Genomic DNA, 23949 nt, shown 5'->3' on the forward strand with positions numbered 1-23949 from the left:
TTTACTTTATGCCAATTGATACAATATACAGAAGCTCCCAATGTGAATGGGTAGATGTAGAGGCTCCTACAGCAGAAGACCTTAAATTTCTTCATGAAAGATATGAAATTAACAACCTTCTCCTGGAAGATACCATGGACCCTAACCACCTTCCCAAATATGAAGAGGACGGGAATGTAAAATTCTTTCTCCTCCGTGAAAGTACGGAACTGGAAAGAAAAAACCTGAATACCATCAGTGACATCAGCACCAAGATCGGAGTTTTCTTAGTGGATAATACCATTATCACTATCCACAGGATGAAAACCCGAAGTATTTCTGAGACTAAGAAACAGATTTCAGCAATTCAGGAAGATGTTACTCCTCAAAAAGTTCTTTTAATGATCGCCATATTGATTATGAAAAGTTTTGATGATGAATCCCTGAGCTTATTTGAAACTATGGATAATATTGAAAATGAGATTTTCCTCAAAAACACTAATCATACCAGCCAGATCCGAAGACTTTATAAACTGAAAAGGAAGTCCGGATTGAATTCACGGGTATTGGTTATTTCTACCGACGCTATTGACAAATTTAAACTATTGGACCTTCAGGATTCTGAAATTGTCGATTTAAAAGACAAACATAAGGATGTGGTTGCCGATTTTGACCATTTAAACATACAGATTACCAACCTTATTTCTATGTTTCTTGCACTTTCTGATCAAAAAGCCAATCAGGTCATGAAAGTCTTGGCCATCTATTCTGTTTATTTTTTACCAATCACTTTTATTGCCGGTGTGTATGGGATGAACTTTGATAATATGCCTGAGCTTCACCATAAATATGGCTATTTTATAACAATGGGAATCATGGCTACTGTAGTAATCAGTACATTTATCTATGTAAGGCGTAGACAATGGTAATCTGAAGACCATAAGCAGCAGGCAAAAAAATAAAAGAGGAGCAGTGCCATCAGTCACTGAGAGATTGCTCTATCTTTTCCAATACCACAAAAACAAAAGACTATGAAAACTGAGGATCTAAACAAAATTCTGGAAGATGATTCGCTTTCATCAGGATCAAAAGAAAAACTTGCGGCCCTGCATGAAAATATTTCATCCAAAGAATTCTCTGATCTACTGGACCACCAAGGAAATCAGTATGTAGAGTTTGTCCAGGAAGGTGGCGGCGTCTGGGGAAGTGCGTTGGTAGGCTATCTTTATGGCCTGGAAATCTTTGGAGTCCGTTTTTTAAAGGTAGCAGGAACCAGTGCCGGAGCTATTAACACGATGTTGATTGCAGCGTGTAAAACGAAAGAGGAAGCCAAAAGTGAGCTTATTAAAGAGATTCTTTTCAGCTGGAATTTTGCAGACTTTATGGATGGAAAAACGTATGTAAAAACAACTCTCCATTCTATGCTGAACAATAAAAACTTTTTTACCATTAATCTAGTTATTGCCGCAGCCCTGTTTATTATCCTGATCAGTATCCCTTTCGCAGTTTCATCAGAAACTATACTGAATGCCAAGCTTATGTTTCTGATCCCTCTGATTCCGGCAATTATTCTCTTTTTCTGTATCAAAAAACTCTACAACAATTTCAGAAAAGAAAACAGCGGACTTAACCCCGGAAATGTTTTCACGGATACCATGAAAAACGCGCTCGATAGTTTTGGAATAAAAACTGTTGCCAATCTTAATGAAAAATTTATCCGGAAGGAACACAGCCTCAACCTCAATTACCGCTATGGAAACGGAGAGGAATATTATACGCGGGCTTTGAAGAGTATAGAAAAGATTAAAGCTAAAAATCTGGAACATATTGACCAGACCCGGTATAGAATTTTCTATGAAAGTGCCCTTAATAATGATTATTATAAAAACAACCCATTTTATCAGTTAAGATCAGAATATATTGTAATCACCACAGATATTAACGCTAAAATAAAGGTAGAGCTTCCCACTATGGCCAATTTGTATTGGTCCGAAGAAGAGCTCAAGCACATCAGCCCTGCTGAATTTGTCAGGGCTTCCATGTCTGTCCCTTTCTTTTTTGAACCTTTTCAAAAAAGGATCAATAAGGATGAAGATTCTGTGAAATATGCCTGGAAATTCTGGATGAACACCCAACAGCAAGATATTAATCCTGTAGGCGTATTTATTGATGGTGGCAGTATCTCCAATTTTCCGATCGATATATTCCATGCAGACGAAGTTTTCTACCCGAGAATGCCCCTTTTTGGAGTACAATTGACCAATGATTCCGATATTCTTTCTGAGAAGGGAAAAACAAGCGAGGAAATTCTTAAAACACCCTTCAGTTATGCGGGAAATATCATCAGTACTTTAAAAGGCTTTAATGACAAAACCTTTCTTACCAAGCATACTTTTTATCATCTGTTCAGTATACAAACCGTCAATTGCGGAAACAGCAGCTGGCTTAACTTCTTTATGAAAAAAGAGGAAAAGGAAGAACTTTTCAACAGAGGTTTTCAGGCAGCCCTCGATTTTCTCAACCAGTTTGACTGGGAGAAATACAAGTATGAAAGAATGATGCTCTCTATGAAAGAGAAAAAGATCCTGAAAGAAGAAGATACCCCTACCGTGGGATAAGGATTTTTAAGTATTTTTGTTAAGCAAAAATAGATGACGAAATATATCTGTGAATGCCGTGGAGAAAATGCTGAGTAAATAAAACCTTTCCAGAAATGAAAAAAAATATTGCACAAAAATTCTCCATTATTCTTTCAGTTTTAATTGTAATATTGATTGTGTTGAGTTTTGTTCATGAGAGTTTCTGGATAAAACAGATGCTCAAAAAACCCAGATATACAGTAGCAGAGGCTACTACAGACTGGCATCAGAAGAATAACAATGGTGTAGGAACAGATTATAAATACCGGGTTAAAGACAAAATATATTTCGCAACTACAAATTGTTCTTACCAAAAAGGGGATCAGTTTCTTATCATTTTTGATTCTCTAAAACCTAAAAATGCAAAGGTCCTTGGTATCTACTCTATTGAAAACTATCTTATCGATTTAAAAATTCCTGTCAATGGTTGGAAGTATGAAGATGTTCCCTTTAAAATAGACAGCAATACCATAAAAAAATATGTACAGGACGGGAACATTGAACCCTTTGAATACGATCAGGAATAACTATCAAGGAGAACAGTAAATTCGGAAAAAAAATAAGTTGAACTTACTTCAGAAAATCCGAAGAAGTCAACTTACTTTTATACCATTATAATGTATCCAAAAAGTCCATATACATCGGAACACTTCTTTCAATCCATTCCTCAGAAGAATTACGTTCTATTCCGTAATATACAAACGGTTCCTTATACTCTGCTTTGATATAGTCAAAGGTCAATTCATAAGGCTGAAAAAGTTCATTCATCGTATATTTATATTCTCCGGACGCACTATAGCCATCTTCATCAATTCCTGCAGTAACAGCCAAAGACATTTTTTTTCCTCCCAGCTTATAACCGCTGTTGCTTCCATAGGCCCAGCCATACAAAACAACCTCATCCAGCCATTGTTTTAACAGCGGTGGGCTGCTAAACCAGTAAAAGGGAAACTGAAATACAATTTTATCATAAGATTCCATCAATTCCTGTTCTTTAGCCACATTAATCTTCCCATCAGGATATGCTTCATACAACTGATGAACAGTATATTTTTCAGGAAATTTTTTGAGTTCTTCAATCCATCTTTTATTGATTACAGATTTTTCAATATCAGGATGAGTGACAATAATTAAGGTTTTCATTCAATTTAAATTTCTATTGCAAAAATACGATACGTAACTTACATTTCGTACATTAGCAACCTATTGTATGGTACTATAAAAAATGTAAGTAATGACTAAAATAAAGGAAACCTCGACTAATTTCGCCAATAAAAAGGCTCTTGCTGATGAATGTCCGGAAATCTATGCTTCCAACCTGATTGGAGGACAGTGGTCTTTGGCTATCTGCTGTTATCTGATCAACGGAAAAATGCGGTTTGGAGAGCTTAAAAAAAAGCTTCAGAATATCACAGAACGTATGCTTACCTTACAGCTTCGGAGGCTTGAGGAAGAGAAAATTATTACCAGAACTGTTTTTGCAGAAGTTCCACCTCGGGTAGAATATGAGCTTACAGAGATTGGGTATAAACTGAAACCTATTATTCTGGAGTTTGAAAAATGGGGAAATGAGCATAAACAGCTTATGAAAAAAGCAGAACAAAGATAAAAGATTCTTTATTTTATGTACATTTAATCTTTAAACTAATACTATGAAAAACCTACCTTTTCTGATTTCCTTTACAATAAGTGTTCTCTTCGGAACATGGGCCAATGCACAAAAAATTTCCGACGGCCAGAACCTTGAAGTCAATGGAATGAGCATTACTTTCAATATCCTCAATAAAGAAAGTGTAGAATCTGGTGGAAAATCTTATGACCGCTATAAAGTTTCTGCTTCGGTAAAAAACACTTCAGATAAGTCTTATACGATCAGGCTATCTTCTTTTCCGCAGATTGTGAGCAATATCGGACTTGTAGAATTAGACTGTATCAATGCTACCGGTGCAAGACTGACATCCAAAAAGATTGAACTTAAAATGAAGGCCCAGATGATTAATGTGACCTACTCTGCTTATGACAAATCCGGAAAGTTTATAACCAGTACCATTCCCGTAACCGGCAGTTATTATTTTGATCCCGGAGATACCATCAGTGATAATGCTATTTTTATTGTTCCTCAGGGTGAAAAACCTGATGTTTCCGTAAGAAGTCTAAGATAAAATATGAATTGTGCCGCCTGATATTCTGTCGGCACAACTCATCTTAAAATTATTTTTTATTTTTCTTCAGCCTGTTTCCATAATGGATTATGTTCCAAAACCTTATGATAAACAGGACAGCTTTCTGCATGAGATCCTTTCAGATATCCTGTGCTCATTAAAAACTCATTCACAATCTCTCCTCCTGTAAATTTGAATGTTTTTTTGAAAAGCTTCATCCATTCCTGCAATGTCTTAGGATGGTGATGTTCCAGCCATTTTTCAAAAGAACCAAAGTCTTTCTGCAGTCCTACAATAGTTTTGGCATTTTCAATCGCAGCATTTACCTTTAGTTTATTTCTGATAATTCCCGGATCACCTAACAGTCTTTCACGGTCTTCTTCAGTATAAGCAGCCACTTTCTGAATATCAAAATTACTGTATGCTTTTCTGAAGCTTTCTTCTTTTTTCAAAACCGTTTCCCAGCTCAGACCTGCCTGATTAATTTCCAGAAGCAGTCTCCCAAACAACTCATTATCATCATGAATCGGAAACCCATAAAAATTATCATGATAATTTTTATGCAGTTCTTTTCTGCTTTCAGGCTGCATCCCATCTATGGCTAAACAATAACTCATTTAAATATATTTTCTGTTTTCGTTAAAAAATTTTCCAGGGCTTCTTTCATATCAATTCCGGTGCGGTCTGCCAATACAATCAGCCACCAGATATTCTCGCCCAGTTTATGTTCCAGTTCTGCAGCTGAATCTTTTTTCAGCCATCTTTTCTGATGAGACATTATATTTCTTCCCACCAATCCTGCATCGGTAAGGTAAGCAAGTGCATCTTCTTCAAGGGTCCATTCCGTTCCATGATGCTGTATTTCAAGCTGATGATACTTTTCTCTGATATCCAGGGAACGTTCTATAATTTTGTCAAAACTGTTTGTATCCATAATAATACGTATTTAAGAGTAGTTACTCTCTATATCAATTTTTAGAGGATAAAGATAAGACAGGGTTGTGACAACTGTTAGTCAGGAGTGATTTAAATTTTATTTTTAATCCTATTTGTCCTGCTTTCAATTTTGAAATATACTATAAATTAGATTATTATAAGCCCGCAGATCAGTATCCCACTATTTCTTTATGGATCAACAGGATGAATTCTTACAATTTATAGAGCTTACATTAAAATAAAGTGTAGTTTTGTAAAAATGTCACACACAGGAATCCATATGAAGACCTATAAAGCCATCATAACGATGCTTATACTGGCATTTTCATTATCACCCTGTTCTGTAAAAAGGGATGTTCTCGACATTTTTGATATTCAGTACATCAGTGGTTTAAATAAGGTAAAAACAACCTCCGGCTGTGATACCTCTCCTACAACTTCCAGATTTTCAGTTTCAAAAGCTGATGTTAAATTGACGGGTAAAAATTTCTTTTCTCTCAATTTTTCAATAAAAAACACGGAAAGTGAAAGGCTTTCTTTCAACAAATACTCTGGCCATACCACTGGCAACAGCCCTCCAAAGTATATTTTATTTAAAAGATTAAAATTAAGTTTGATTCAGGTTTAAAAACATCAAACTCAATCAGTCTTTTACATAAAATCAATTTTAATGAAACATACCATAAAAAGCCAGTCTTCAGATTTGGCAGGCTTATATACTTTATCCCTCCGAATGGTTATCGGATGGACTTATTTTTCAGCTTTTTGGCGCAGGCTTATCCTTGAAAACAAGCTGACACCCGATGAAAACGGATATATCGGAGAAAAATTCAATCACTTTCTCCCAAATGCCCTAGGAATAAAACCCATTATCGAATATTTAGTTACCCATCCTGATACCTTACAGCAGTCTATGATGATCTTTACCATTATTGAAGCTATAGTAGGTTTATGTATCATACTGGGTTTATTCACCCGGTTCATGAGTATTGGAATCTTCGGGCTGGCATTAGGAATTCTTCTGGGTTCGGGCTGGTTGGGAACAACCTGTCTTGATGAATGGCAGATAGGTGTCTTGGGTATTGCAGGAGGATTTGTTCTTTTCCTCACGGGAAGCGGTCCTTATTCTCTGGACTACTATTTCATGAAGAAAAACAAGGCTTTCACTCAAAAAAAATGGTTTCAATGGTTGGGTTCCGGCGATTTGCCCATCTCAAAACCTAAAATTATTGTATTGACAGGCTCTTTAGCGATTTTCGGGCTTACCCTTTACACTAACCAATACTTCCATGGCGGGGTCTATGGAACACTCCACAATAAATCGGTAAAACCAAAGGTTGAAATTTCCAATATTTCTCATAATAATTCAGATTTAAAATTTGAAGTATACAGAACCGAAGGTGCAGATGTATACGGTTCTTTCCTCATAGGAATCCACATCCTGGACAAAGACGGAAATATTGTGAAAGAACTGAATCATCAGGAGCTTTCCACACTATCGAAAGAAAACATTCACAACCATTATGTAGCTAAGGTAAAGCCGGGAAAACACAGCTTAATAATTCCATTGGGAGCAAAAGCTGATATTATAATTGATATCCGGGATGTTCTTCTGAAAAATAAAGTCCATACCTTAAAACTTATTGATATAAGCGGTATTGAATGGATAGGAGAAATCCAATAATCAGTTTTTACTATACAATTTGTCATTTTTGGTAAACGTAAAAGCCCAAAATATTTTTAGATTATGCTTACCTCTTTAAGAGGCATAAGTAATGATCACTTTTTGAGCCATTGCGTTTACCAATATTTGACTTCTTTTAAAAACTATGCTATTAAAAAACTAATTATGAATAGATAGCCACAGGATTGCAAGGCGAATTTGAAAGATCTGTTTTTAGGTTTTGGCTAAAGCCAAATTGGATGGGTTAAAAAAACGGGCTAAAGCCCGTTCCTATTGATACAGAAAATGGTGTTTACTGATCACATTATACATTATACATTATACATTATACATTATACATTATACATTATACATTATACATTATACATTATACATTATACATTATACATTATACATTATACATTATACAAATCTTATACACACACGAACTATCCGGATTCAGTTCCAGCACCTCCATTTCAAATAAAACATCCAGCCCCATGGCATCGCATACTCCTTGTACGAAAGGTTTGATCACCGGCCATTTTAATAGATGGGCAATCTCAAACTCTTGTGTTATTCTATGGTAGCGATCCACTCCTTGTATCAACATTTCAATTTTATGGTCATTCAATTCTTTAAATTCAAAACTATATTCGGGACTGGATGTAAAAATTGCTCCTATAAGTATTTTTGCTACAGCTGGAATTCCGGGCTTTAAACCGGGTTTAACGGCAAGGTTTCTCAAAGCCATTTTCGATCCCAGATCATACATAAAGCTATTGGAAAGGAGTTCAATTGCTTCAGCGCCAAAAAGTTTTCCTGCTTGCTTGAGCATTCCTCCGTAAAAAGCTCCTGTAATATCTGAAAGTCGCTGAACCAGCTCTCTAAATGTTCCGGGAAAATAATCCGAAATAATCTGATCCATATCCATTTCAGGGAGATAAATATCATTTTTTCTGAAATCGGATAATGCGACAAACGTTTCCGGCAGTTGTACGTTATTATTCATGGTAAAAAGTTTTTAATATCTTGAAATAGTATACCTGTTTTTTGAAACAAAAGCAGAATTCCTTATTTCAATGAAAATAAACACAGGAATACCATACAATGAAGGTCTGATACAGTCAAAAGATATAGCTAGCAGCTGTTCTTCAGATGGAAGTATATTGTAATACTCCGGAATTCCTCTATTGAAAAGGGAAAGTATTGGTAAGGGAACTTATTCATATTTTTTCATTTTGTACAGTAAAGTTAAAGAAAATAAATAAATTCTCCAATAGGTGATATTGTTTTATAAAAAGCAGTAATCATTTAATTACAAAACATTTACATCAGCAACAAAAAATTTCCCTGATAGACTTTGTTTGAAATAGTCCATAAAAAAACCTCCGGAAAATCCGGAGGTTTATACTGTATATTTACATTTAGTGCATCGCTTCACTCAAATCTATCTTTTCTTTACTTTTTCTTTCTTTTATAAATAAGATAAACGGAATACATATCAGGAATATGACTCCCAGGTAAAGAAATACATCCATATAGGACAACACGGTTGCCTGTTTGGTTACAGATAAATCAAGCATTTTATAAGCCGCATTCAGAGCCGCATCAGGCGTCATTCCTTTGGATATAAAACTGGCCTTTAATGCATTTATTCTTTGCTGAACTTCAAAATCCGTTGAATCCAGGTGAGTAATCAAATTCACTCTGTATTTCTGGCTTGCGTTAGCAATAAAAGTAGTAATGGCTGCAATACCAAAAGATCCTCCCAGCTGTCTCATCATCCCTGTAAAGGCAGCACCTTGTCCAATTTCCTGGCCTTTCAAGGTACTTAATGATAAGGATGTAATCGGGATAAACAATAGTCCGAGCCCTGCACCTCTTACAATCAGCATCCAGAAAAAGGCATCTTTACTGGTATCCGGTGTCAGGATTTTATATCCCCAGAAACTATACACAAAGAAAATGAACAGTCCCAAAGACACTAAAATCTGTTGTTTTGCCCCTTTTGCCAGCAATCTACCAATGATAGGCATCATGAATGCTGTCGTTAATGCTGCCGGAATCATCAATGCTCCCGACTGCAATGCCGTCCATCCCAAAATACTTTGTGTATACAGAGGAACAATAAATGTGGAACCATATAACCCGAATCCTAGCACAAATGACATCATTGTTCCGATCCTCAAATTACTATTTTTAAGTACTCTAAGTTCAACTATCGGGTACTTAAAGGTAAGCTCCCGCCATAGAAACAATATAAATCCTAGAACAGCAGCTATTGTAAATGCGACAATCATTCCGCTTTCAAACCAATCCTCTTCATGACCTCTCTCCAAAATGAACTGTAATGAACCCACCGTCACTGCCAGTAACCCAATACCAATCCAGTCTACATCGGATACCTTACGTTTTTCAGCATATTTCGGACTTCTTACAAACTGAAGCGTCATCAAAGTGGCCGCAATTCCAATGGGAATATTGATGTAGAAGATATAAGGCCAACTGAAATTATCAACAATATATCCTCCTAATGGCGGACCTAAAGTAGGGCCTATAATTACCCCTAACCCATAAATGGCCTGAGCCATACTTCTTTTCTCAATCGGATAAGATTCCGTGATGATCGTTTGTGAAGTTACCAATAGTGCTCCCCCACCAATTCCCTGCATTAATCTGAAAAATACCAATTCCCAAATATTCGTAGCGTTTCCGCATAAGAATGAAAATATAGTAAATATAATGATGGAAGCAGCAAAATAGTTTCTACGTCCAAACTGCTGTGAAAGCCAGCTCGTCATCGGTACGACAATTACGTTACCTATTGCATAAGCCGTAATTACCCAACCTACTTCAGAAAGTGTGGCTCCAAGATTACCCTTCATCTCATTCAAGGCAACATTTACAATCGTGGAGTCCACAATTTCAAGCAGAGCACAAAGAATTGCCGTAATCGTGATGATTACTCTTCGGGCTCCATATTCTACTAATGAATCTTGCATATATTTTTAATAGGTACAATGTAAAAAGTATAATGTAAAATGTCTTTTTAAACTACATGGATATACTTTGTACTTCCTATATTGTACATTGTATAAATTATTTCAAAGAAACCTCTGCTTTCACGTTCATTCCTGTTCTTAATCTTTTTGCAATATTTTTATCAAGATTTACAAAATCAATTTTTATAGGAAGTCTCTGAACTACTTTTACAAAGTTACCACTCGCATTATCCGGAGGCAAAATGGAAAATGTAGCACCTGTAGCCGGAGAAAATGAACTTACAACTCCTTCAAATTCTTTGTCAGGAAAAGCATCGATTTCAATTTTCACTTTTTGTCCTTCAACCATTTTATCTACCTGCGTTTCTTTGAAGTTGGCCACTACCCATTTTTGGTCATTCTTTACCAAAGCAAACAGCTGCGCTCCTGCCTGAAGATACTGACCCACCTGAGTAGGCACTTTTCCTACGTAGCCATCTTCTGCAGCAAGAATTACAGTATATGAAAGGTTTAATTTTGCATTTTCAACATCCACTTCTCTTTGCTTTGCTACAGAACCTGCAACACTGATTTGTTGTGAACTCGCAGCGGTTTGAGAAGATGCAATATTCGTTTGCTGAGCAATTTGATTTCTCTGATCCACCAAGACCTGTAACTGCTTATCTGCAGATTGTTTTGCGGCTAAAGCCTGCTCATATTGCTGCTCTGTAATAGAATGGTCTTTTACAAGGTTAGCATATCTCTTTAAATCCTGGGAAGTTTTCCACACATTTACTTTCGCTGCCTCGATTTGTGCATTGGCAGTAACTACCGCTGCTTCAGAAGAGCTGATATTTTTTGAAGTGGCTGTTGTAGTAGCTTCGGCATTTGAAATATTGCTTTTAGCAGTAGATAAAGCAGCCTGAGCCTGCTCAAGAGCCATTTTCTGGTCTCTGTTATCCAAAATAACCAACGTATCTCCTTTTTTTACGAACTGATTATCTTTTACTTTCACCTCAGTGATATATCCTGAAATTTTGGAAATCACCGGAGTCATATTAGAAGCAATCTGAGCATCATCTGTTTCTTCATGATATTGTCCATAAGTAAATGCTCTGTAACCATAGATTCCTCCTCCGATTACTACAGCTGCTAAAATGATAGGAAAGACTAAACTTTTTTTCTTTTTAGGTTCAACTGCTTGTGTATTATTATTTTCCATGTGGGTTCGATCTGATTATTTAATTGTTAAAGTTCCTGTTGTCTGTAATAGTTTTCTATATGCTAATGCGGCGTCTGCTTTTGCATTGATTACGCCCACGTTTGCGGCAATCTGAGCGGCATCTGCGTCCAGTAATTCGGTCATGGTTGCCAGCCCGTTGTCATATTTGTTTTTTGTGATCCTGTAATTTTCATTAGCCTGCTCAGCCGATTTTTCAAAAACAGCGATTCTCTTCTTTGAATAATCGGTGTTCTGATACTCTCTGTTGACATCAAGCTTAATATTGTCATTTAACAACTCATCAGTGGCTGCCAACTGCTTCTCTCTCGCCTGTGACTGCTTCAAAGATGAATTTTCTTTCCAGATGTTTGACAAATTATAAGAAATTCCGATTCCTACATTCACAGCATTGTATACGGTAAGGAATTTAGGAATATCTGCAGCTACATAACCTCCGGTAAATGCCAGTGATGGAAGGTTTTCTGCTTTGGCAGCTTTTGACCCCAATTCGGCAGCTCTTCTTTGCTGAGCTAAAGCCTGTAAATCTTTACGGTTTTCTCTGGCTTCATTTACATAGAAAACAACCGGTTTTACCTCAGACCCTTCTTCTATATAGTTTTGATCCACTTCAAGCTCTGTCGTTTCAGAAAGTCCCAGAAGCAAATCCATATTGATATTAGCAATATTGTAATTATTCTTGGCTTCCAGTAGCTGAAGTTCAATATTTGAAGTCTGGAGGTTTGCTTTCAATCTGTCGTTTCTGGCAATCAATCCATTGTTCTCCATTTTCAGAAATGTTTCATCTCTTTTTTGGGAAGCAGCAAGATTTTCTTCAAAAACTTTGATAGACTGGTTGGCCTTAAACAGATTGTTGTAAGCCTGAGCAACGTTGTAAGCAATTGCAATTTTATCGTTTTCAGTGCTTAATTTGGATGCTTCCACCAGGTATTTTGCAGACTGAATCCCATACTTGATCCTTCCTCCACTGTAAATAGGAACGCTAAGATTAGCCGACCCGTAAAGAACCTGATGGATTTCCGGTCCTCCTGCCCCTCCGGAAAGCCCCGGAAGTTTGATATCAACATTCGGTTTTATTGGAAGGTACATATAGCTTCCAGAAACTTTCAATTCAGGAAGCTGCTTGTTTTTAGCTTCCAAAAGATCAGCTGTAGCCTCCTCGATCTTGGCTGCGTCGATCTTGAGATTCTTGCTGTTCTGGATTCCCAGCTGCACAGCTTCGTCAAGAGAAAGTGTTTTTTTCTCCTGAGCATTTGCATTTGCTACTCCTACGAATAGTGATAATGCAATCACTGAGTTATTTATTCTCTTCATAACCTAAAAGGTCTTTTAGTAAATGTTTTATATGTTTATTAAGTTCAGTATAGTATTTTTCGTCAAAAACACTCTCTTCTTCTGTGTCATTAAGGAATTCTTTATACATATCTTTAGCATTGAATGCATAAAATAAAGTTCCGCTGATGGTTGAGTGAAACAGATAAATTGGAGGGTTTTTCGTGAAAATCCCCTTCTCCAGCCCCCGTTCCAGTATTTGAGAATACATGGAAAGAAATCCCATTTTAGTTTGTTTTAAAAACTCTACAATCTGTGGATTTTCAGTGTGAAGCTGCTCCCTCTGCATAATCCTGTAAAAGCATTTTTGAGTTCTTATCCTATTGGAAAACTGGTCTATTATCTTTTCGATCTTCTGCCATTCATTAAGGTCTGTTCTTTCTACGATATCTTTTGAGAAAAACTGTCCTTCATTCATTCTGTATTCAACCAGTTTTTCATAAAGCTTTTCTTTAGAGCCAAAATAGTAAGAGATCATAGAGATGTTCACATTTGCAGCCTTGGAAATTTCTCTGGTAGAAGTTCCGTCAAAACCTTTTTCTGCAAAAAGTTTTTCAGCAGCAAATAATATATTTTCTTCTTTTGAAATCATATCACTTCCATTTTCAGGGCGCAAATTTACATAAGTTTTTCACAAAATCAAACGATTGATTGATTTTTTAATATAGATTTAATTTATCAGCAACATAAGACCGTTTCTATTAATATAATAAATGTAAATAACTATAATAAAAGACAGTAATGCAGTATTTACTTGAATCACCTTAAAAATCAACAGTTAGGCAGAAAGTGCAATATCGGCTTGTTCTGAATAGATGATATTCAGGAAGAACCAAAGCAGGCAGCTGCTTGTATAGAAAGGAAATAAAAAAAAACATTCCGGCCTGTTGGCCGGAATTGTATTTATGAGTTTTTATGAATATATCTTGATAGCTTTATCCCAAGATCTGTCCAGACAATTTTAGGATTTCCGTTTCTTGTCAGATGAAGATCAGCAGTATTGATTTCCTCTAAAATACTTTCAATATTGGCACCGCTGATAAATTTTGAAAATCCTGACCAGTTGAACCCATCAGCATTGATCTTTTTATAGACAAGATCCTCAGACTGATAGTTCTGAAGGAGTGCCAGTCTGAAAATTTCAGAACAATAATTTAAAAAATTCTTCTGTTTTTCTCTGTTCCACCCGGCTATTTCCCTTGCCCAGAAAATAATACTTTTAAGGTAAGCAGGTTTTTTCTTTACCATAAATGCATCCCGGACCCACTGCACAAATAATTTTTCAAATTCATTAGTCTTATCTCCGGAGTTTAAAAGTTTGACAGCATCATTTAGATCTCCCTGTGCTTCATGAATAACCTCTCTGATCTTTTCCCCAGAAATGGAAAATTTCTTTTCCAGATAGTCTTTAAGATCTTCATCATTAATTCTTGGAATTTCTACGATCTGGGTTCTGGAAAGAATCGTAGGAAGTATATCATTTGTACTTTCTGTAGTAAGGAGAATAATAGTTTTGGCCGGCGGCTCTTCCAGGAATTTTAAAAATTTGTTTGAGGCTGCAATATTCATTTTATCAGCTCTCCAGACAATAAGGATCTTCGTTCCTCCTTCAAAGCTTTTCAAGGAAAATTTCTGATTCTGGTCATCCACTTCATCTGCGGAGATAAAAAGCTGCTTGTTTTCTGATTCTAAAAAAGCTGTCCAGTCATCATAGCTCGCATAAGGAGAGGCCATGATCATCTCTCTGAATTCTTCAAACTTATTTTTACTTAAAGAATTTTTATTATCTGTAAAAACAGGAAAGCTAAAATGAAGATCCAAGTGATTCAGGTGCTCTACCTTTAAGGCAGCATGCTCGTTTTCCCGACTTAGTATCTCTCTGGCATATGCCAACACCATAGGTAATGTTCCATATCCTTCTTTCCCTACAAAAAGCTGGGCATGGCTTACTCTGTTTTCAGCAATACTTTCTCTAAGAAGTTTTTTCAGGTTTTCCTGACCGGCTATGTTCTCCCAATTCATGTTCCAAAGATAAAAAATCTTATCTCAATTTATAAAATTAAGTATGTTTAATCTATCACGAAATCCTTTATATGTATTTTAACAGGGGGCAACCTTATATTATAGGAAGCATCAATAATATATTTAGAATAAATTTTAAATTAAATTGTACGCAATTTAATTTTCAACAATATATTTGCACTGCGAATTTTAACTTAACTTACTTATAAAATTCCAGACTATTTTGAATCCTTAAAATCAATATGCAATGAACAAAGAATCAGAACAGAAAATAAGAGACGTTTTTCAACAACAAAAAGCTTTTTTCAAAACCCATCAGACCAAAGATATTGAATTCAGGAAGGCCCAACTGAGAAAATTCCGCGAAGTATTTTTACATCACACAGATGCTCTTTGTGATGCTTTATATATAGATTTGGGGAAAAGCAGAAAAGAAGCGGAATATGTGGAAATTCAGATTGTGATCAGTGAACTTGATTATTTTCTGGAGAATATTGATGAATGGGCAAAACCAACTCCCGTTCCTTCCAAACCACATCCGACAGGAGCTGAAGTCATAAGTAAAATAATATATGAGCCGTATGGGGTAAGTTATATTATCGGACCATTCAACTATCCTGTTCAATTGACATTCAGTCCACTTATCGGAGCTTTGGTTGCAGGAAATACCGCCATTTTGAAACCATCAGAAAATACACCTCACGTTGCTAAAGTTCTTGAAGATATCGTAAAGGAATCTTTTGACGAATCTTATGTAGCCGTATTTCAGGGAGCTATTGAAGAAAACACTTTATTATTAAGCCTGCCTTTTGATTATATTTTCTTTACAGGAAGCCCCAATGTGGGAAAAATCGTAATGAAAGCTGCTGCAGAGCAATTAATTCCTTTAGCATTGGAGCTTGGAGGAAAATCTCCTACAATAGTTCACAAAGATGCAGATCTCGATAAAGCAGTGGCAAGAATATCTTATGGAAAATGGATTAACTGTGGGCAAACCTGTGTGGCGCCAGACTATATTTATATTCATGAGTCTGTAAAGGATGCATTTATTGAAAAATTCAAAGCGCATTTAAAGACAACCTATAACGATGAATCTTTAGGAAAAATAGGAAAGATTGTAAGTCAGAATCAAATTAAACATCTTGCCGGATATCTGGAGGCTGCTCCTGAAAAAGTTATCTATGGAGGTAAGTATGACCTTGAGAGCCGTCATTTTGAGGCTACTTTAATGGATAGCATAACCTGGGATGATCAGGTAATGCAGCAGGAAATATTCGGTCCTATCCTACCCATTATGACGTACCACGACATTAATGAAGCACTGGAAGAAATAAATAACCGTCCAAAACCATTGGCATTATATGTTTTCTCGGAAGATCAGGAATTTGCAGATCATGTTCTAAGCCATACAACAAGTGGTGATGCAGAAATTAACAGTACTATTATTCATGTTGGTTCTCATTATTTACCTTTTGGAGGGGTGGGAACTTCGGGAATGGGAAAATACCATGGAAAATATAGTTTTGAAAGTTTTAGTCACAGCCGATCTGTACTTCAGGTAAGATAATTCTATAGGCTATCCTCTTAAAAAAAAGACCGTTATCAAATAAAAAACGGTCTTTTTCGTATAATAGAATTAGTAATTTTATGAATAAAAATTTGCAGTTTTCTTTTGAAGAAAGGCCCTTAACAAACTTTAACCACATATAATTTTTACAATTCATTAATATTTAAGATATTTGCGCATTGTTTTAAAAATAAAGAATGAAAAAAATCTTTGTAGTATCATTCATATCAGCTGGATACTTCCTGAATGCACAGAGTCTAGGTAACTCGCCCTATGCAACGTATGGAATTGGAGATGTAAAATATGATAATACGATCGAAACTACTTCAATGGGAGGTATATCAACTGCTTTTATAAGTGATTTCACCAGTAGTTTCAATTTTGCAAACCCTGCAAACAACGCCAATTTCGAACTTACAAGTATCAGACTGGAGGCTACCAATGAAAACAATTATTTCAAATCGAATTATAACGATATGAAATCTACAAAGCATTCTACGTATCTTTCCAATATTGCTTTGGCATTCCCTTTATCTCCAAAGGTAAAGATGGGACTTTCTTATCAGCCTTACAGTTCTAAAAGTTATGATATTTTAAGCACTGAAACAAGAGACGGAATTGCTTACAATAATAGATTTAAAGGAAGTGGTACTTTAAATACAGCACAGGTAGCTGTTTCTTACAAAATAGATCAGCAATTTTCTGTTGGAGCAAGAGCCAATCTTTATTTTGGTGACTTATATGATCTGAACGAATTCGGTACCTCAACTTCTGAGTACGTTAATGGATATGAAACTAAAAATAAAGTAAGAAACTTTAACTTTACACTTGGTACCAGCTATCAGACTCTAAATACCCGTACTGATAAAAAATTAACAATTGGAGCTACTGCTACTTTTGGAAATACCAGCAATATGACTACTGAGTACATCAACAGTACTTACAGATTTGCTGATGCAGCAGGAACTAAAACTGATGAAAAAACTATAGAGCAGAAAAATACAAGCTCCAAGAATCTTCTTCCTTTACAAGCCTCTTTAGGGGTAGGATATGGAAGTGAAAATCATTGGTTCTTCTCAGGACAGATTGACTATAAAAAAGGAGAGGATGTCTCTTATTTTGGAAAAACTTTCGATTTCCAGGATACCTATAGAATTTCTGCCGGTGGATGGTACTTACCTAACTACAATAACTTCAGAAATTATTTCTCAAGAGTAATTTACAGATATGGAGCTTTCTATGAAAGAGGAAATCTTAAACTGGAGGGTAACAGCATTAACAAATTTGGTATTTCTGCCGGAGTAATGCTTCCATTCAAGACCAGCAGCATCACCAGAATGAGCGGACTTGAAATAGGAGTAGAAATAGGTAAGAGAGGAACTCTTAATGATAACCTGATCAATCAGAACTTCATTAATTTTAGAATCGGCTTTAATTTTGCTGATAAATGGTTTAGAAAGACTCTTTATAACTAGAATGAATTTTTCAAAAAAAATATCATATAAAAATATAGCATGCCTTTTTAGTTGTGCTATATTTTTTATATTGACATCATGTGAAGAGGATCTTACCAAAAATAAAGGTAGCCAAAGTAAAAACTTCCCCTCACAAATCATTAATAATGCCAATATTGTACAGCGTGATTCCGGTTTTGTCACTTTAAAGGCCAAAGCTCCTATCATTGAAAAATATGAACTTATAGACAGTCCGTATGTGGTAGCAAGGAAAGGGATCAATATAGAGTTCTTTGATAAAAAGAAACCGAAAATTCCCGGAAAGATCACAGCCAAATATGCCCGTATTTTTGAATACAAAAAATTCTACGAAGCAAAAGGTGATGTAAGGATTACCACCAATGAAGGACAAAGGTTTGCCATGCAGAGTATTTATTGGGATCAGAAAAAGAACAGGATTTATACCAAAGATACAGTGTATGTAACTATGGAAGATGGATCTACATTGGTAGGTGCTAATGGAATGACTGCTAAAGATGATTTTTCTGAATATACCTTTTATAACAACTCGGGAGACTTTAGTTCAAAAAGGATTTCTGAAAATAAAAAATAAATCCTATCATCATGAAAACTCTTGCAATTGGCCTTATGTCCGGAACAAGTCTGGACGGTTTGGATATTTGCTTTGCTGAATTTGAAAAGCAAGATACATGGACCTTTAAGATCCTGAAAGCAGAAACCCTACCCTATTCTAAGGAGTGGGAAAATAAACTCAGAAGTTCCATTCATTTATCAGCGGAAGATTTATTAGAACTGCATTCAGAATATGGTTTTTACCTCGGTCAGCAGGTTAAAGAGTTTATCCGAAAATATCAGCTTGAAAACATCAGTCTTATCGCTTCTCACGGCCATACTGTTTTTCACCAGCCTCAAAAAAAATTCACTCTTCAAATAGGAGATGGCAGAGCGATCAAACTGGAAACAGGGTTACCTGTAGTCTATGATTTCAGAAGCCAGGATGTACTGATGAAAGGAAACGGAGCCCCATTAGTTCCCATAGGTGATGCGCTTCTTTTTTCAGACTATGATGCATGTCTTAATTTGGGTGGGTTTTCGAATATTTCTTTACAGCTCAATGGTCAAAGAATAGCTTTTGACATTGCTCCTGTCAATATCATTCTGAATCAATTAGCCCAAAAATTAAACCTCAGCTTTGATGAAAACGGAAATCTGGCAAGAGAAGGAAAAATAAATGAGGAACTGTTAAGCCGACTCAATTCATTAGATTTCTATCAGCAGCCCCACCCCAAATCTTTAGGGGTAGAATGGTGTAATGAGTATGTATTTCCAATGCTTGAGAATATAGAAACAGCAAGTTTGCTGGCAACGGTTACAGAGCATATTGCCCAGCAAATTTCCAATATCATCAATAAAAATAATATCAGGAATATTCTTTTTACCGGTGGAGGTGCTTATAACACATTTTTAATTGAAAAAATAAAAGCTAAAACAACCTCTGAAATTATTATCCCATTCAAGGAAATCATTGATTACAAAGAAGCCCTTATTTTTGCCTTTATGGGTGTTTTGAAAATGAACAGCGAGATCAACGTCCTTTCTTCGGCTACAGGGAGTACAGCCGATCATAGTTCAGGTATCATTGTTTAGAGAGACAAAAAATAATACAACATAAAAAAACCTTCAAAAATGAAGGTTTTTATTTATTTGTAAGCTTCGATCTTATCAGTCAATGCATTAATGAAATTTTGTAACGGCTTTTCTACCATCATCTTGATGAATGGATTAAACTTCCCTTCAAAAAGCATTTGTACTTCTGTCTGATTTTCATTAATAGGGTTTAAAGTTGCCGTTAATGTAAAGTCTAAACTTGAACTTGCTGATTTCAAGATTGCTTTCTGGTCATTAACTTCATCTATTTTCAATGCAATTTCCGGCATTCCCTGTAATCCGAATTTAAAACCGTTGTCTCTTGTTTCAAATTTCTGAAGACCATCCGGCATAAATTCTTTATAATTTTCTGGAGACTTCAGTAATTCTGACAGCTCTTTAGATGATTTATTAACAATAATCTTTCGTCCTTCTAAATTCATTTTTTATTTTTGTATTTAAATTCTTAATTCTTACAAATGTATAAAGTTTTTGTGAACGAAAAAAAATTATTAGTATCTAAGCATCCCGAGGAACTTGAAAAAAGTATTGGGTACGAAAGTTTCACAACTTTAGAGATTGCATTAGATATTTTAGAGAATACTTCTGTAAAAGAACTCAATGTTTTCGGTGAGAATATTGATGAGATCTGGAAGGAATTTCAAAAGCTATTCAGGATCATTGAAGCAGCGGGAGGAATTGTAAGTAATCCTGAAGGTGAAATTCTTTTCATCAAAAGGCTGGGTAAATGGGATCTTCCTAAAGGTAAAATGGAGAAAGGTGAATCTCAGGAGGAATCAGCAGTAAGAGAAATTGAAGAGGAGACCGGTCTTAAAGACGTAGAACTCGTACAGTTCATTAATACCACTTACCATATTTATGTGGAAAGAAACGGTGAAAAAATACTAAAATGCACCCACTGGTTTGAGATGAATTTTAGTGGAGAAGATACGTTTAAACCTCAAGCGGAAGAAGGGATTACTGAAGTGGCATGGAAAAAAAGACAGCAAATAGAAAACGAAGTGTTTCCAAGCACTTTCAAAAATATTAAACTGATTGTAAAAGATTTTTGGAATTCGAAAAATCTGTAGCCCTGAAAGAAATAAAAAAGGCTGGAAGTTATTAAACTTAAACTTCCAGCCTTTTTTGTTTTTTTATCAGACTATATAAAGTCGATCACCTTTTCTAGCGCTATCCCTCTGGATCCTTTTAGAAGAATATTTTCAGACTGAATCGGAGTCTGCTTCAGGTATTCAATTAATGATGATGTATCTTCAAAAGCAAGGTTTGAAGAATTCACTGCTTTAAAGTGTTTTCCTACCGTAATGATTTCATCAAAATTTAAATCCTGAGCAAGTTTTAAGATGTTCTGATGCTCCTTTTCACTTTCAGCACCCAATTCCAGCATATCTCCAATAATAATGGTTTTACGCCCCTCAAAGCTGATGAAATTATTCAGTGATACCGTCATAGAACTTGGGTTAGCATTATAAGTATCCAACACCAATGTTTTATTCTCTTTTTTTACCACCTGTGAACGCATGTTCGTCGGGGTATACTGCTCAATAGCATGTTTTATTTTTTCAAAGCCAATTCCGAAATGAAGCCCAAAGCATGCCGCTACACAAAGATTGGTGAAGTTGTAATCTCCTGTCAGTTTTGAAAGAGCTTTGACATTCTGATAAGACAAACCTACAAAGTGTTCCTCTGAGAAAGATTCAAAGTTATAATCTGACCCTTCATTTCCAAAAGTGATGGTAGATGGGTAGTTTTGCGTTTTTTCGATCTGGATAGGATCATTTTCATTAACGATAATGGTCCGTTGGTTTGATGTAAGATAATCGTAAAGTTCAGACTTTCCTTTGATCACTCCTTCAAAACCTCCAAATCCTTCCAGATGGGCTTTTCCAAAATTGGTAATATACCCGAAGTCCGGTTGTGCAATAGTACACAGCAGTTCTATTTCCTTTTGATGATTGGCCCCCATTTCTATAACCGCGATCTCATGTTCCGGTTTGATAGAAAGAATAGTCAGAGGAACACCAATATGATTATTCAGGTTTCCATATGTATACTGAACATTGAACTTTTCTGACAGCACTGCATGTATCAGTTCTTTTGTTGTAGTCTTCCCATTGCTTCCTGTAAGCCCTATAAAAGGTATGCTAAGCTTATTTCTGTGGTATATTGCTAATTGCTGTAAAAACTCAAGAGTAGATGGAACATAGAAAATATTCTTATCTCTGTTTTCAAATTCCGGCCGTTCTACGATTACTGCCAAAGCACCATCGTCTATAGCTTTTTCTGCTAAAGTTGCGGCATTGAAATTTTCGCCGGAAAAGGCAAAGAAAATATCATTCTCTGCTATTTTTCTACTATCTATCGTTACTTTACCTGCCTGTAAAACTAAAGGATAAAATTGTTCTATATTCATGTGGAAATATATATATTTTTTTTAGAGGTCACATGCAATCGCCAAATCTATATGAGTATTTCAGACTTTTTAACCAAAGCGATTTCATGATTCAAAAATAAAAAAACCTTCCGGAAATCCGGAAGGTTTTTTTTAAGTATTTTTTGATAAATATATTATCTTCTAGTTCTGTTCTTATCGTTTGTTCTTGCATCCTGTGCAACACGGAATCCAATCCAACCATAAGCCTTGCCTTGGTTTTTATATCTTCTCTGACCCGGGTCCAGCCAGTATGCAGTATCCTGCCAAGATCCTCCTTTTACAACTCTTACGTCATTAGAGATTCCTGAAGTTCTGTCTTTACCGTCTTTCAGCATTTTCACTTTACCTCCTGCATCTACAATGAAACTCTGACGAGGTGCATTATACATATCGAATGATGAAGCTGAGTCTGATTCTCTTCTGTATTCTAAAGAAGATTGTCTGTCACCGTCTCTGTAGTTTCTGTAATCAGCAATTGTCTGTCTTTCGAACTGTCCAGGAAGTCCTTTATACACTAATCTACCGTCAGATAAAGTATCGTATTTAATAGTCCCTTCGTCAATCATTTTATAAGTTCCGTCACCGTTTCTTACAATAGCCTGAGGCATATTACCTCTGTAATAATTGAAGTCGTTGTAATCTTCATCTATAATAGGTCTGTAAACATCCGCTGTCCATTCAGCAACGTTACCGTACATACCATATACTCCTAAATCATTAGATGGATATTGTCTTACATCTGAAGTTTGTGCAGATCCGTCATTTTTCCATCCTGCAATACCGGAATAGTCACCTTTACCCATTTTAAAGTTTTCAAGGAACATTCCTCTTTCTTTTCCTTTGGTACCTCTTAATCTTTCGATTTCAGGTTTTTTACCTAAGTATTGGTTATATTCTCTGTTCTTAGCCATACCAAGAGCAGCATATTCCCATTCTACTTCAGTAGGAAGTCTGAACTTCTGTACCATGGCAGAATTTGGAGCTCTGTTTGCAGAAAGAAGTCTCTGGTTTGTTGTTTTAAGACCAGTTTTCTGCTGCATTCTCTGCTCATTGATGTAACCCTGCATTTCAGGATCATTCGCTTTGAATTTATCCATATTGAAGGCTGTTCCTCCCTGGTTATTAGATTCGTTGATATACAAATCTTTAGCAATAATACCAGCGCTCATCAAAGCTTTTTCGTTTGCTCTGTCTGTCAGCCACTCACAATATCTGTTTGCCTGAGTCCATGAAACTCCTACTACAGGATAGTAGTCGAATTCCGGAGAACGCAGATACGTTTCATTATAATCGTTTCTAGCTAGTTTGTTGTCCCATAATAAGGTATCCGGTAGAGCACCGTTATAGATTTCCTTAAAACTAGGGTCACTTGGTGGGAATACATACTTCAACCATGTCAGGTATTCGCGGTATTCATAGTTTGTAATCTCAGTTTCTCCGATAAAGAATGAACTTACCTGCATTCTGCGAGGTGTGTTATTCCAATCGTGCATAACATCATCTTTCACTAATCCCATTGTAAAAGTTCCACCTTCTACATATACCATTCCAGGCCACCCCTTCTGCTTCTGTTGCTTTCCTGCAAAAAACCAACCCTGTTTTTCGTTTGGCTTCCAACCTGTTTTACTGACAAATTTTTTGGTACCACCACCTTTGCTGGTTCCTGACCCGCCACAACTGGTTAATGCAAGTGTAGAACTTAATGCTATTAATGAAAACAACTTTAGTTTTTTCATAGTCGATATAAATATTTTCAAGAGTACAAAGAAAAAATAAATTATTCAATAAATCAAATAAAGATTTGATTTTTTTGAAAAACGTTAACAAATTAATTTTATTGTATCGCAA

At 35.9% G+C, this 23949-nt stretch carries 24 protein-coding genes; 12 read left to right on the top strand and 12 right to left on the bottom strand.

Annotated features, from left to right (window positions below; all coding sequences use genetic code 11):
- Positions 1–8 precede the first annotated feature (8 nt).
- From JML65_RS15350 to JML65_RS15360, 3 genes are all read left to right on the top strand, one after another.
- Positions 9–908, top strand: coding sequence for a CorA family divalent cation transporter (locus JML65_RS15350; RefSeq protein WP_047487474.1), 900 nt, complete (start codon positions 9–11; stop codon positions 906–908).
- A gap of 102 nt (positions 909–1010) precedes the next feature.
- Positions 1011–2597 carry a patatin-like phospholipase family protein gene (locus JML65_RS15355; RefSeq protein ID WP_202271345.1) on the top strand — a complete coding sequence of 529 codons (1587 nt, stop codon included), beginning with the start codon at positions 1011–1013 and terminating at the stop codon, positions 2595–2597.
- A 95-nt stretch (positions 2598–2692) separates the two neighbouring features.
- Positions 2693–3145: a hypothetical protein gene (locus JML65_RS15360; protein WP_084086230.1), complete on the top strand. Its 453-nt coding sequence runs from the start codon at positions 2693–2695 to the stop codon at positions 3143–3145.
- A gap of 85 nt (positions 3146–3230) precedes the next feature.
- Here JML65_RS15360 and JML65_RS15365 read toward each other — a convergent pair whose 3' ends face one another.
- Positions 3231–3761: an NAD(P)H-dependent oxidoreductase gene (locus JML65_RS15365; protein ID WP_047487464.1), complete on the bottom strand. Its 531-nt coding sequence runs from the start codon at positions 3759–3761 to the stop codon at positions 3231–3233.
- Positions 3762–3852: 91 nt separating this feature from the next.
- Here JML65_RS15365 and JML65_RS15370 point away from each other — a divergent pair, with 91 nt between their 5' ends.
- On the top strand, positions 3853–4227 hold the full coding sequence (locus JML65_RS15370) for a winged helix-turn-helix transcriptional regulator (protein WP_047487461.1): 375 nt from the start codon (positions 3853–3855) through the stop codon (positions 4225–4227).
- Between the two features lie 43 nt (positions 4228–4270).
- Positions 4271–4780 (top strand): hypothetical protein, encoded by a 510-nt coding sequence (locus JML65_RS15375; RefSeq protein ID WP_202271346.1) that lies wholly within the window; start codon positions 4271–4273, stop codon positions 4778–4780.
- A 56-nt stretch (positions 4781–4836) separates the two neighbouring features.
- On the opposite strand, the gene JML65_RS15380 is transcribed toward JML65_RS15375, so the two are convergent.
- The gene (locus tag JML65_RS15380) at positions 4837–5397 is read right to left on the bottom strand and encodes a DNA-3-methyladenine glycosylase I (protein WP_047487453.1); all 561 of its coding nucleotides are present in this window, start codon (positions 5395–5397) and stop codon (positions 4837–4839) included.
- Positions 5394–5714, bottom strand: a complete 321-nt coding sequence (locus tag JML65_RS15385; protein ID WP_047487450.1) for a MazG-like protein — start codon at positions 5712–5714, stop codon at positions 5394–5396. Before JML65_RS15385 ends, JML65_RS15380 begins: the two co-directional genes overlap by 4 nt.
- Positions 5715–5975: 261 nt before the next feature.
- On the opposite strand from JML65_RS15385, the gene JML65_RS15390 reads away from it, so the two are divergent.
- Positions 5976–6344, top strand: a complete 369-nt coding sequence (locus JML65_RS15390) for a hypothetical protein (RefSeq protein WP_047487447.1) — start codon at positions 5976–5978, stop codon at positions 6342–6344.
- A 42-nt stretch (positions 6345–6386) separates the two neighbouring features.
- Positions 6387–7400 (top strand): TQO small subunit DoxD, encoded by a 1014-nt coding sequence (locus tag JML65_RS15395; RefSeq protein WP_202271347.1) that lies wholly within the window; start codon positions 6387–6389, stop codon positions 7398–7400.
- 388 nt (positions 7401–7788) lie between these two features.
- On the opposite strand, the gene JML65_RS15400 is transcribed toward JML65_RS15395, so the two are convergent.
- From JML65_RS15400 to JML65_RS15425, 6 genes are all read right to left on the bottom strand, one after another.
- Positions 7789–8391: a hypothetical protein gene (locus tag JML65_RS15400; RefSeq protein ID WP_115918562.1), complete on the bottom strand. Its 603-nt coding sequence runs from the start codon at positions 8389–8391 to the stop codon at positions 7789–7791.
- Between the two features lie 415 nt (positions 8392–8806).
- On the bottom strand, positions 8807–10384 hold the full coding sequence (locus JML65_RS15405) for a DHA2 family efflux MFS transporter permease subunit (protein ID WP_047487440.1): 1578 nt from the start codon (positions 10382–10384) through the stop codon (positions 8807–8809).
- Positions 10385–10481: 97 nt separating this feature from the next.
- Positions 10482–11585 (bottom strand): HlyD family secretion protein, encoded by a 1104-nt coding sequence (locus JML65_RS15410; protein ID WP_047487437.1) that lies wholly within the window; start codon positions 11583–11585, stop codon positions 10482–10484.
- 15 nt (positions 11586–11600) lie between these two features.
- The gene (locus JML65_RS15415; protein WP_047487435.1) at positions 11601–12917 is read right to left on the bottom strand and encodes a TolC family protein; all 1317 of its coding nucleotides are present in this window, start codon (positions 12915–12917) and stop codon (positions 11601–11603) included.
- On the bottom strand, positions 12901–13527 hold the full coding sequence (locus JML65_RS15420; protein ID WP_047487903.1) for a TetR/AcrR family transcriptional regulator: 627 nt from the start codon (positions 13525–13527) through the stop codon (positions 12901–12903). The genes JML65_RS15415 and JML65_RS15420 overlap by 17 nt, the downstream gene beginning before the upstream one ends.
- Positions 13528–13838: 311 nt before the next feature.
- Positions 13839–14957, bottom strand: coding sequence for an ATP-binding protein (locus JML65_RS15425; RefSeq protein ID WP_202271348.1), 1119 nt, complete (start codon positions 14955–14957; stop codon positions 13839–13841).
- A 247-nt stretch (positions 14958–15204) separates the two neighbouring features.
- On the opposite strand from JML65_RS15425, the gene mdlD reads away from it, so the two are divergent.
- The 4 genes from mdlD (at position 15205) to JML65_RS15445 (ending at position 19646) form a co-directional block, all read left to right on the top strand.
- Entirely contained in the window at positions 15205–16524 is a 1320-nt protein-coding gene (gene mdlD, locus JML65_RS15430) for an NAD(P)-dependent benzaldehyde dehydrogenase MdlD (protein ID WP_202271349.1), read from the top strand.
- A 197-nt stretch (positions 16525–16721) separates the two neighbouring features.
- Entirely contained in the window at positions 16722–17999 is a 1278-nt protein-coding gene (locus JML65_RS15435; protein WP_202271350.1) for a hypothetical protein, read from the top strand.
- 1 nt (position 18000) lies between these two features.
- Entirely contained in the window at positions 18001–18591 is a 591-nt protein-coding gene (gene lptC, locus JML65_RS15440) for an LPS export ABC transporter periplasmic protein LptC (RefSeq protein WP_047487427.1), read from the top strand.
- 11 nt (positions 18592–18602) lie between these two features.
- On the top strand, positions 18603–19646 hold the full coding sequence (locus JML65_RS15445; RefSeq protein ID WP_202271351.1) for an anhydro-N-acetylmuramic acid kinase: 1044 nt from the start codon (positions 18603–18605) through the stop codon (positions 19644–19646).
- Between the two features lie 53 nt (positions 19647–19699).
- Here JML65_RS15445 and JML65_RS15450 read toward each other — a convergent pair whose 3' ends face one another.
- Positions 19700–20089 (bottom strand): hypothetical protein, encoded by a 390-nt coding sequence (locus JML65_RS15450; protein WP_047487421.1) that lies wholly within the window; start codon positions 20087–20089, stop codon positions 19700–19702.
- Between the two features lie 36 nt (positions 20090–20125).
- Between JML65_RS15450 and JML65_RS24020 the strand changes: the two genes are divergently transcribed.
- A complete protein-coding gene (locus JML65_RS24020; RefSeq protein WP_047487415.1) occupies positions 20126–20737 on the top strand; it encodes an NUDIX hydrolase in 612 nt (203 codons plus the stop codon).
- A 71-nt stretch (positions 20738–20808) separates the two neighbouring features.
- Here JML65_RS24020 and JML65_RS15460 read toward each other — a convergent pair whose 3' ends face one another.
- Positions 20809–22080, bottom strand: a complete 1272-nt coding sequence (locus tag JML65_RS15460) for a UDP-N-acetylmuramoyl-tripeptide--D-alanyl-D-alanine ligase (RefSeq protein ID WP_202271352.1) — start codon at positions 22078–22080, stop codon at positions 20809–20811.
- A gap of 155 nt (positions 22081–22235) precedes the next feature.
- A complete protein-coding gene (gene gldJ, locus JML65_RS15465) occupies positions 22236–23837 on the bottom strand; it encodes a gliding motility lipoprotein GldJ (protein ID WP_047487409.1) in 1602 nt (533 codons plus the stop codon).
- Positions 23838–23949 lie beyond the last annotated feature (112 nt).

Source organism: Chryseobacterium sp. KMC2, from assembly GCF_016756935.1.
GTDB classification, from domain to species: domain Bacteria; phylum Bacteroidota; class Bacteroidia; order Flavobacteriales; family Weeksellaceae; genus Chryseobacterium; species Chryseobacterium rhizosphaerae.

Coding starts and splice junctions, on each gene's coding strand:
- JML65_RS15445 (WP_202271351.1), top strand. CDS start 18,603: ATGAAAACTCTTGCAATTGGCCTTATGTCCGGAACAAGTCTGGACGGT.
- JML65_RS15410 (WP_047487437.1), bottom strand. CDS start 11,585: ATGGAAAATAATAATACACAAGCAGTTGAACCTAAAAAGAAAAAAAGT.
- JML65_RS15395 (WP_202271347.1), top strand. CDS start 6,387: ATGAAACATACCATAAAAAGCCAGTCTTCAGATTTGGCAGGCTTATAT.
- JML65_RS24020 (WP_047487415.1), top strand. CDS start 20,126: ATGTATAAAGTTTTTGTGAACGAAAAAAAATTATTAGTATCTAAGCAT.
- gldJ (WP_047487409.1), bottom strand. CDS start 23,837: ATGAAAAAACTAAAGTTGTTTTCATTAATAGCATTAAGTTCTACACTT.
- JML65_RS15405 (WP_047487440.1), bottom strand. CDS start 10,384: ATGCAAGATTCATTAGTAGAATATGGAGCCCGAAGAGTAATCATCACG.
- JML65_RS15350 (WP_047487474.1), top strand. CDS start 9: ATGCCAATTGATACAATATACAGAAGCTCCCAATGTGAATGGGTAGAT.
- JML65_RS15390 (WP_047487447.1), top strand. CDS start 5,976: ATGTCACACACAGGAATCCATATGAAGACCTATAAAGCCATCATAACG.
- JML65_RS15400 (WP_115918562.1), bottom strand. CDS start 8,391: ATGAATAATAACGTACAACTGCCGGAAACGTTTGTCGCATTATCCGAT.
- JML65_RS15450 (WP_047487421.1), bottom strand. CDS start 20,089: ATGAATTTAGAAGGACGAAAGATTATTGTTAATAAATCATCTAAAGAG.
- JML65_RS15375 (WP_202271346.1), top strand. CDS start 4,271: ATGAAAAACCTACCTTTTCTGATTTCCTTTACAATAAGTGTTCTCTTC.
- JML65_RS15415 (WP_047487435.1), bottom strand. CDS start 12,917: ATGAAGAGAATAAATAACTCAGTGATTGCATTATCACTATTCGTAGGA.
- JML65_RS15435 (WP_202271350.1), top strand. CDS start 16,722: ATGAAAAAAATCTTTGTAGTATCATTCATATCAGCTGGATACTTCCTG.
- JML65_RS15460 (WP_202271352.1), bottom strand. CDS start 22,080: ATGAATATAGAACAATTTTATCCTTTAGTTTTACAGGCAGGTAAAGTA.
- JML65_RS15380 (WP_047487453.1), bottom strand. CDS start 5,397: ATGAGTTATTGTTTAGCCATAGATGGGATGCAGCCTGAAAGCAGAAAA.
- JML65_RS15360 (WP_084086230.1), top strand. CDS start 2,693: ATGAAAAAAAATATTGCACAAAAATTCTCCATTATTCTTTCAGTTTTA.
- JML65_RS15420 (WP_047487903.1), bottom strand. CDS start 13,527: ATGATTTCAAAAGAAGAAAATATATTATTTGCTGCTGAAAAACTTTTT.
- JML65_RS15425 (WP_202271348.1), bottom strand. CDS start 14,957: ATGAATTGGGAGAACATAGCCGGTCAGGAAAACCTGAAAAAACTTCTT.
- JML65_RS15370 (WP_047487461.1), top strand. CDS start 3,853: ATGACTAAAATAAAGGAAACCTCGACTAATTTCGCCAATAAAAAGGCT.
- JML65_RS15355 (WP_202271345.1), top strand. CDS start 1,011: ATGAAAACTGAGGATCTAAACAAAATTCTGGAAGATGATTCGCTTTCA.
- JML65_RS15385 (WP_047487450.1), bottom strand. CDS start 5,714: ATGGATACAAACAGTTTTGACAAAATTATAGAACGTTCCCTGGATATC.
- lptC (WP_047487427.1), top strand. CDS start 18,001: ATGAATTTTTCAAAAAAAATATCATATAAAAATATAGCATGCCTTTTT.
- JML65_RS15365 (WP_047487464.1), bottom strand. CDS start 3,761: ATGAAAACCTTAATTATTGTCACTCATCCTGATATTGAAAAATCTGTA.
- mdlD (WP_202271349.1), top strand. CDS start 15,205: ATGAACAAAGAATCAGAACAGAAAATAAGAGACGTTTTTCAACAACAA.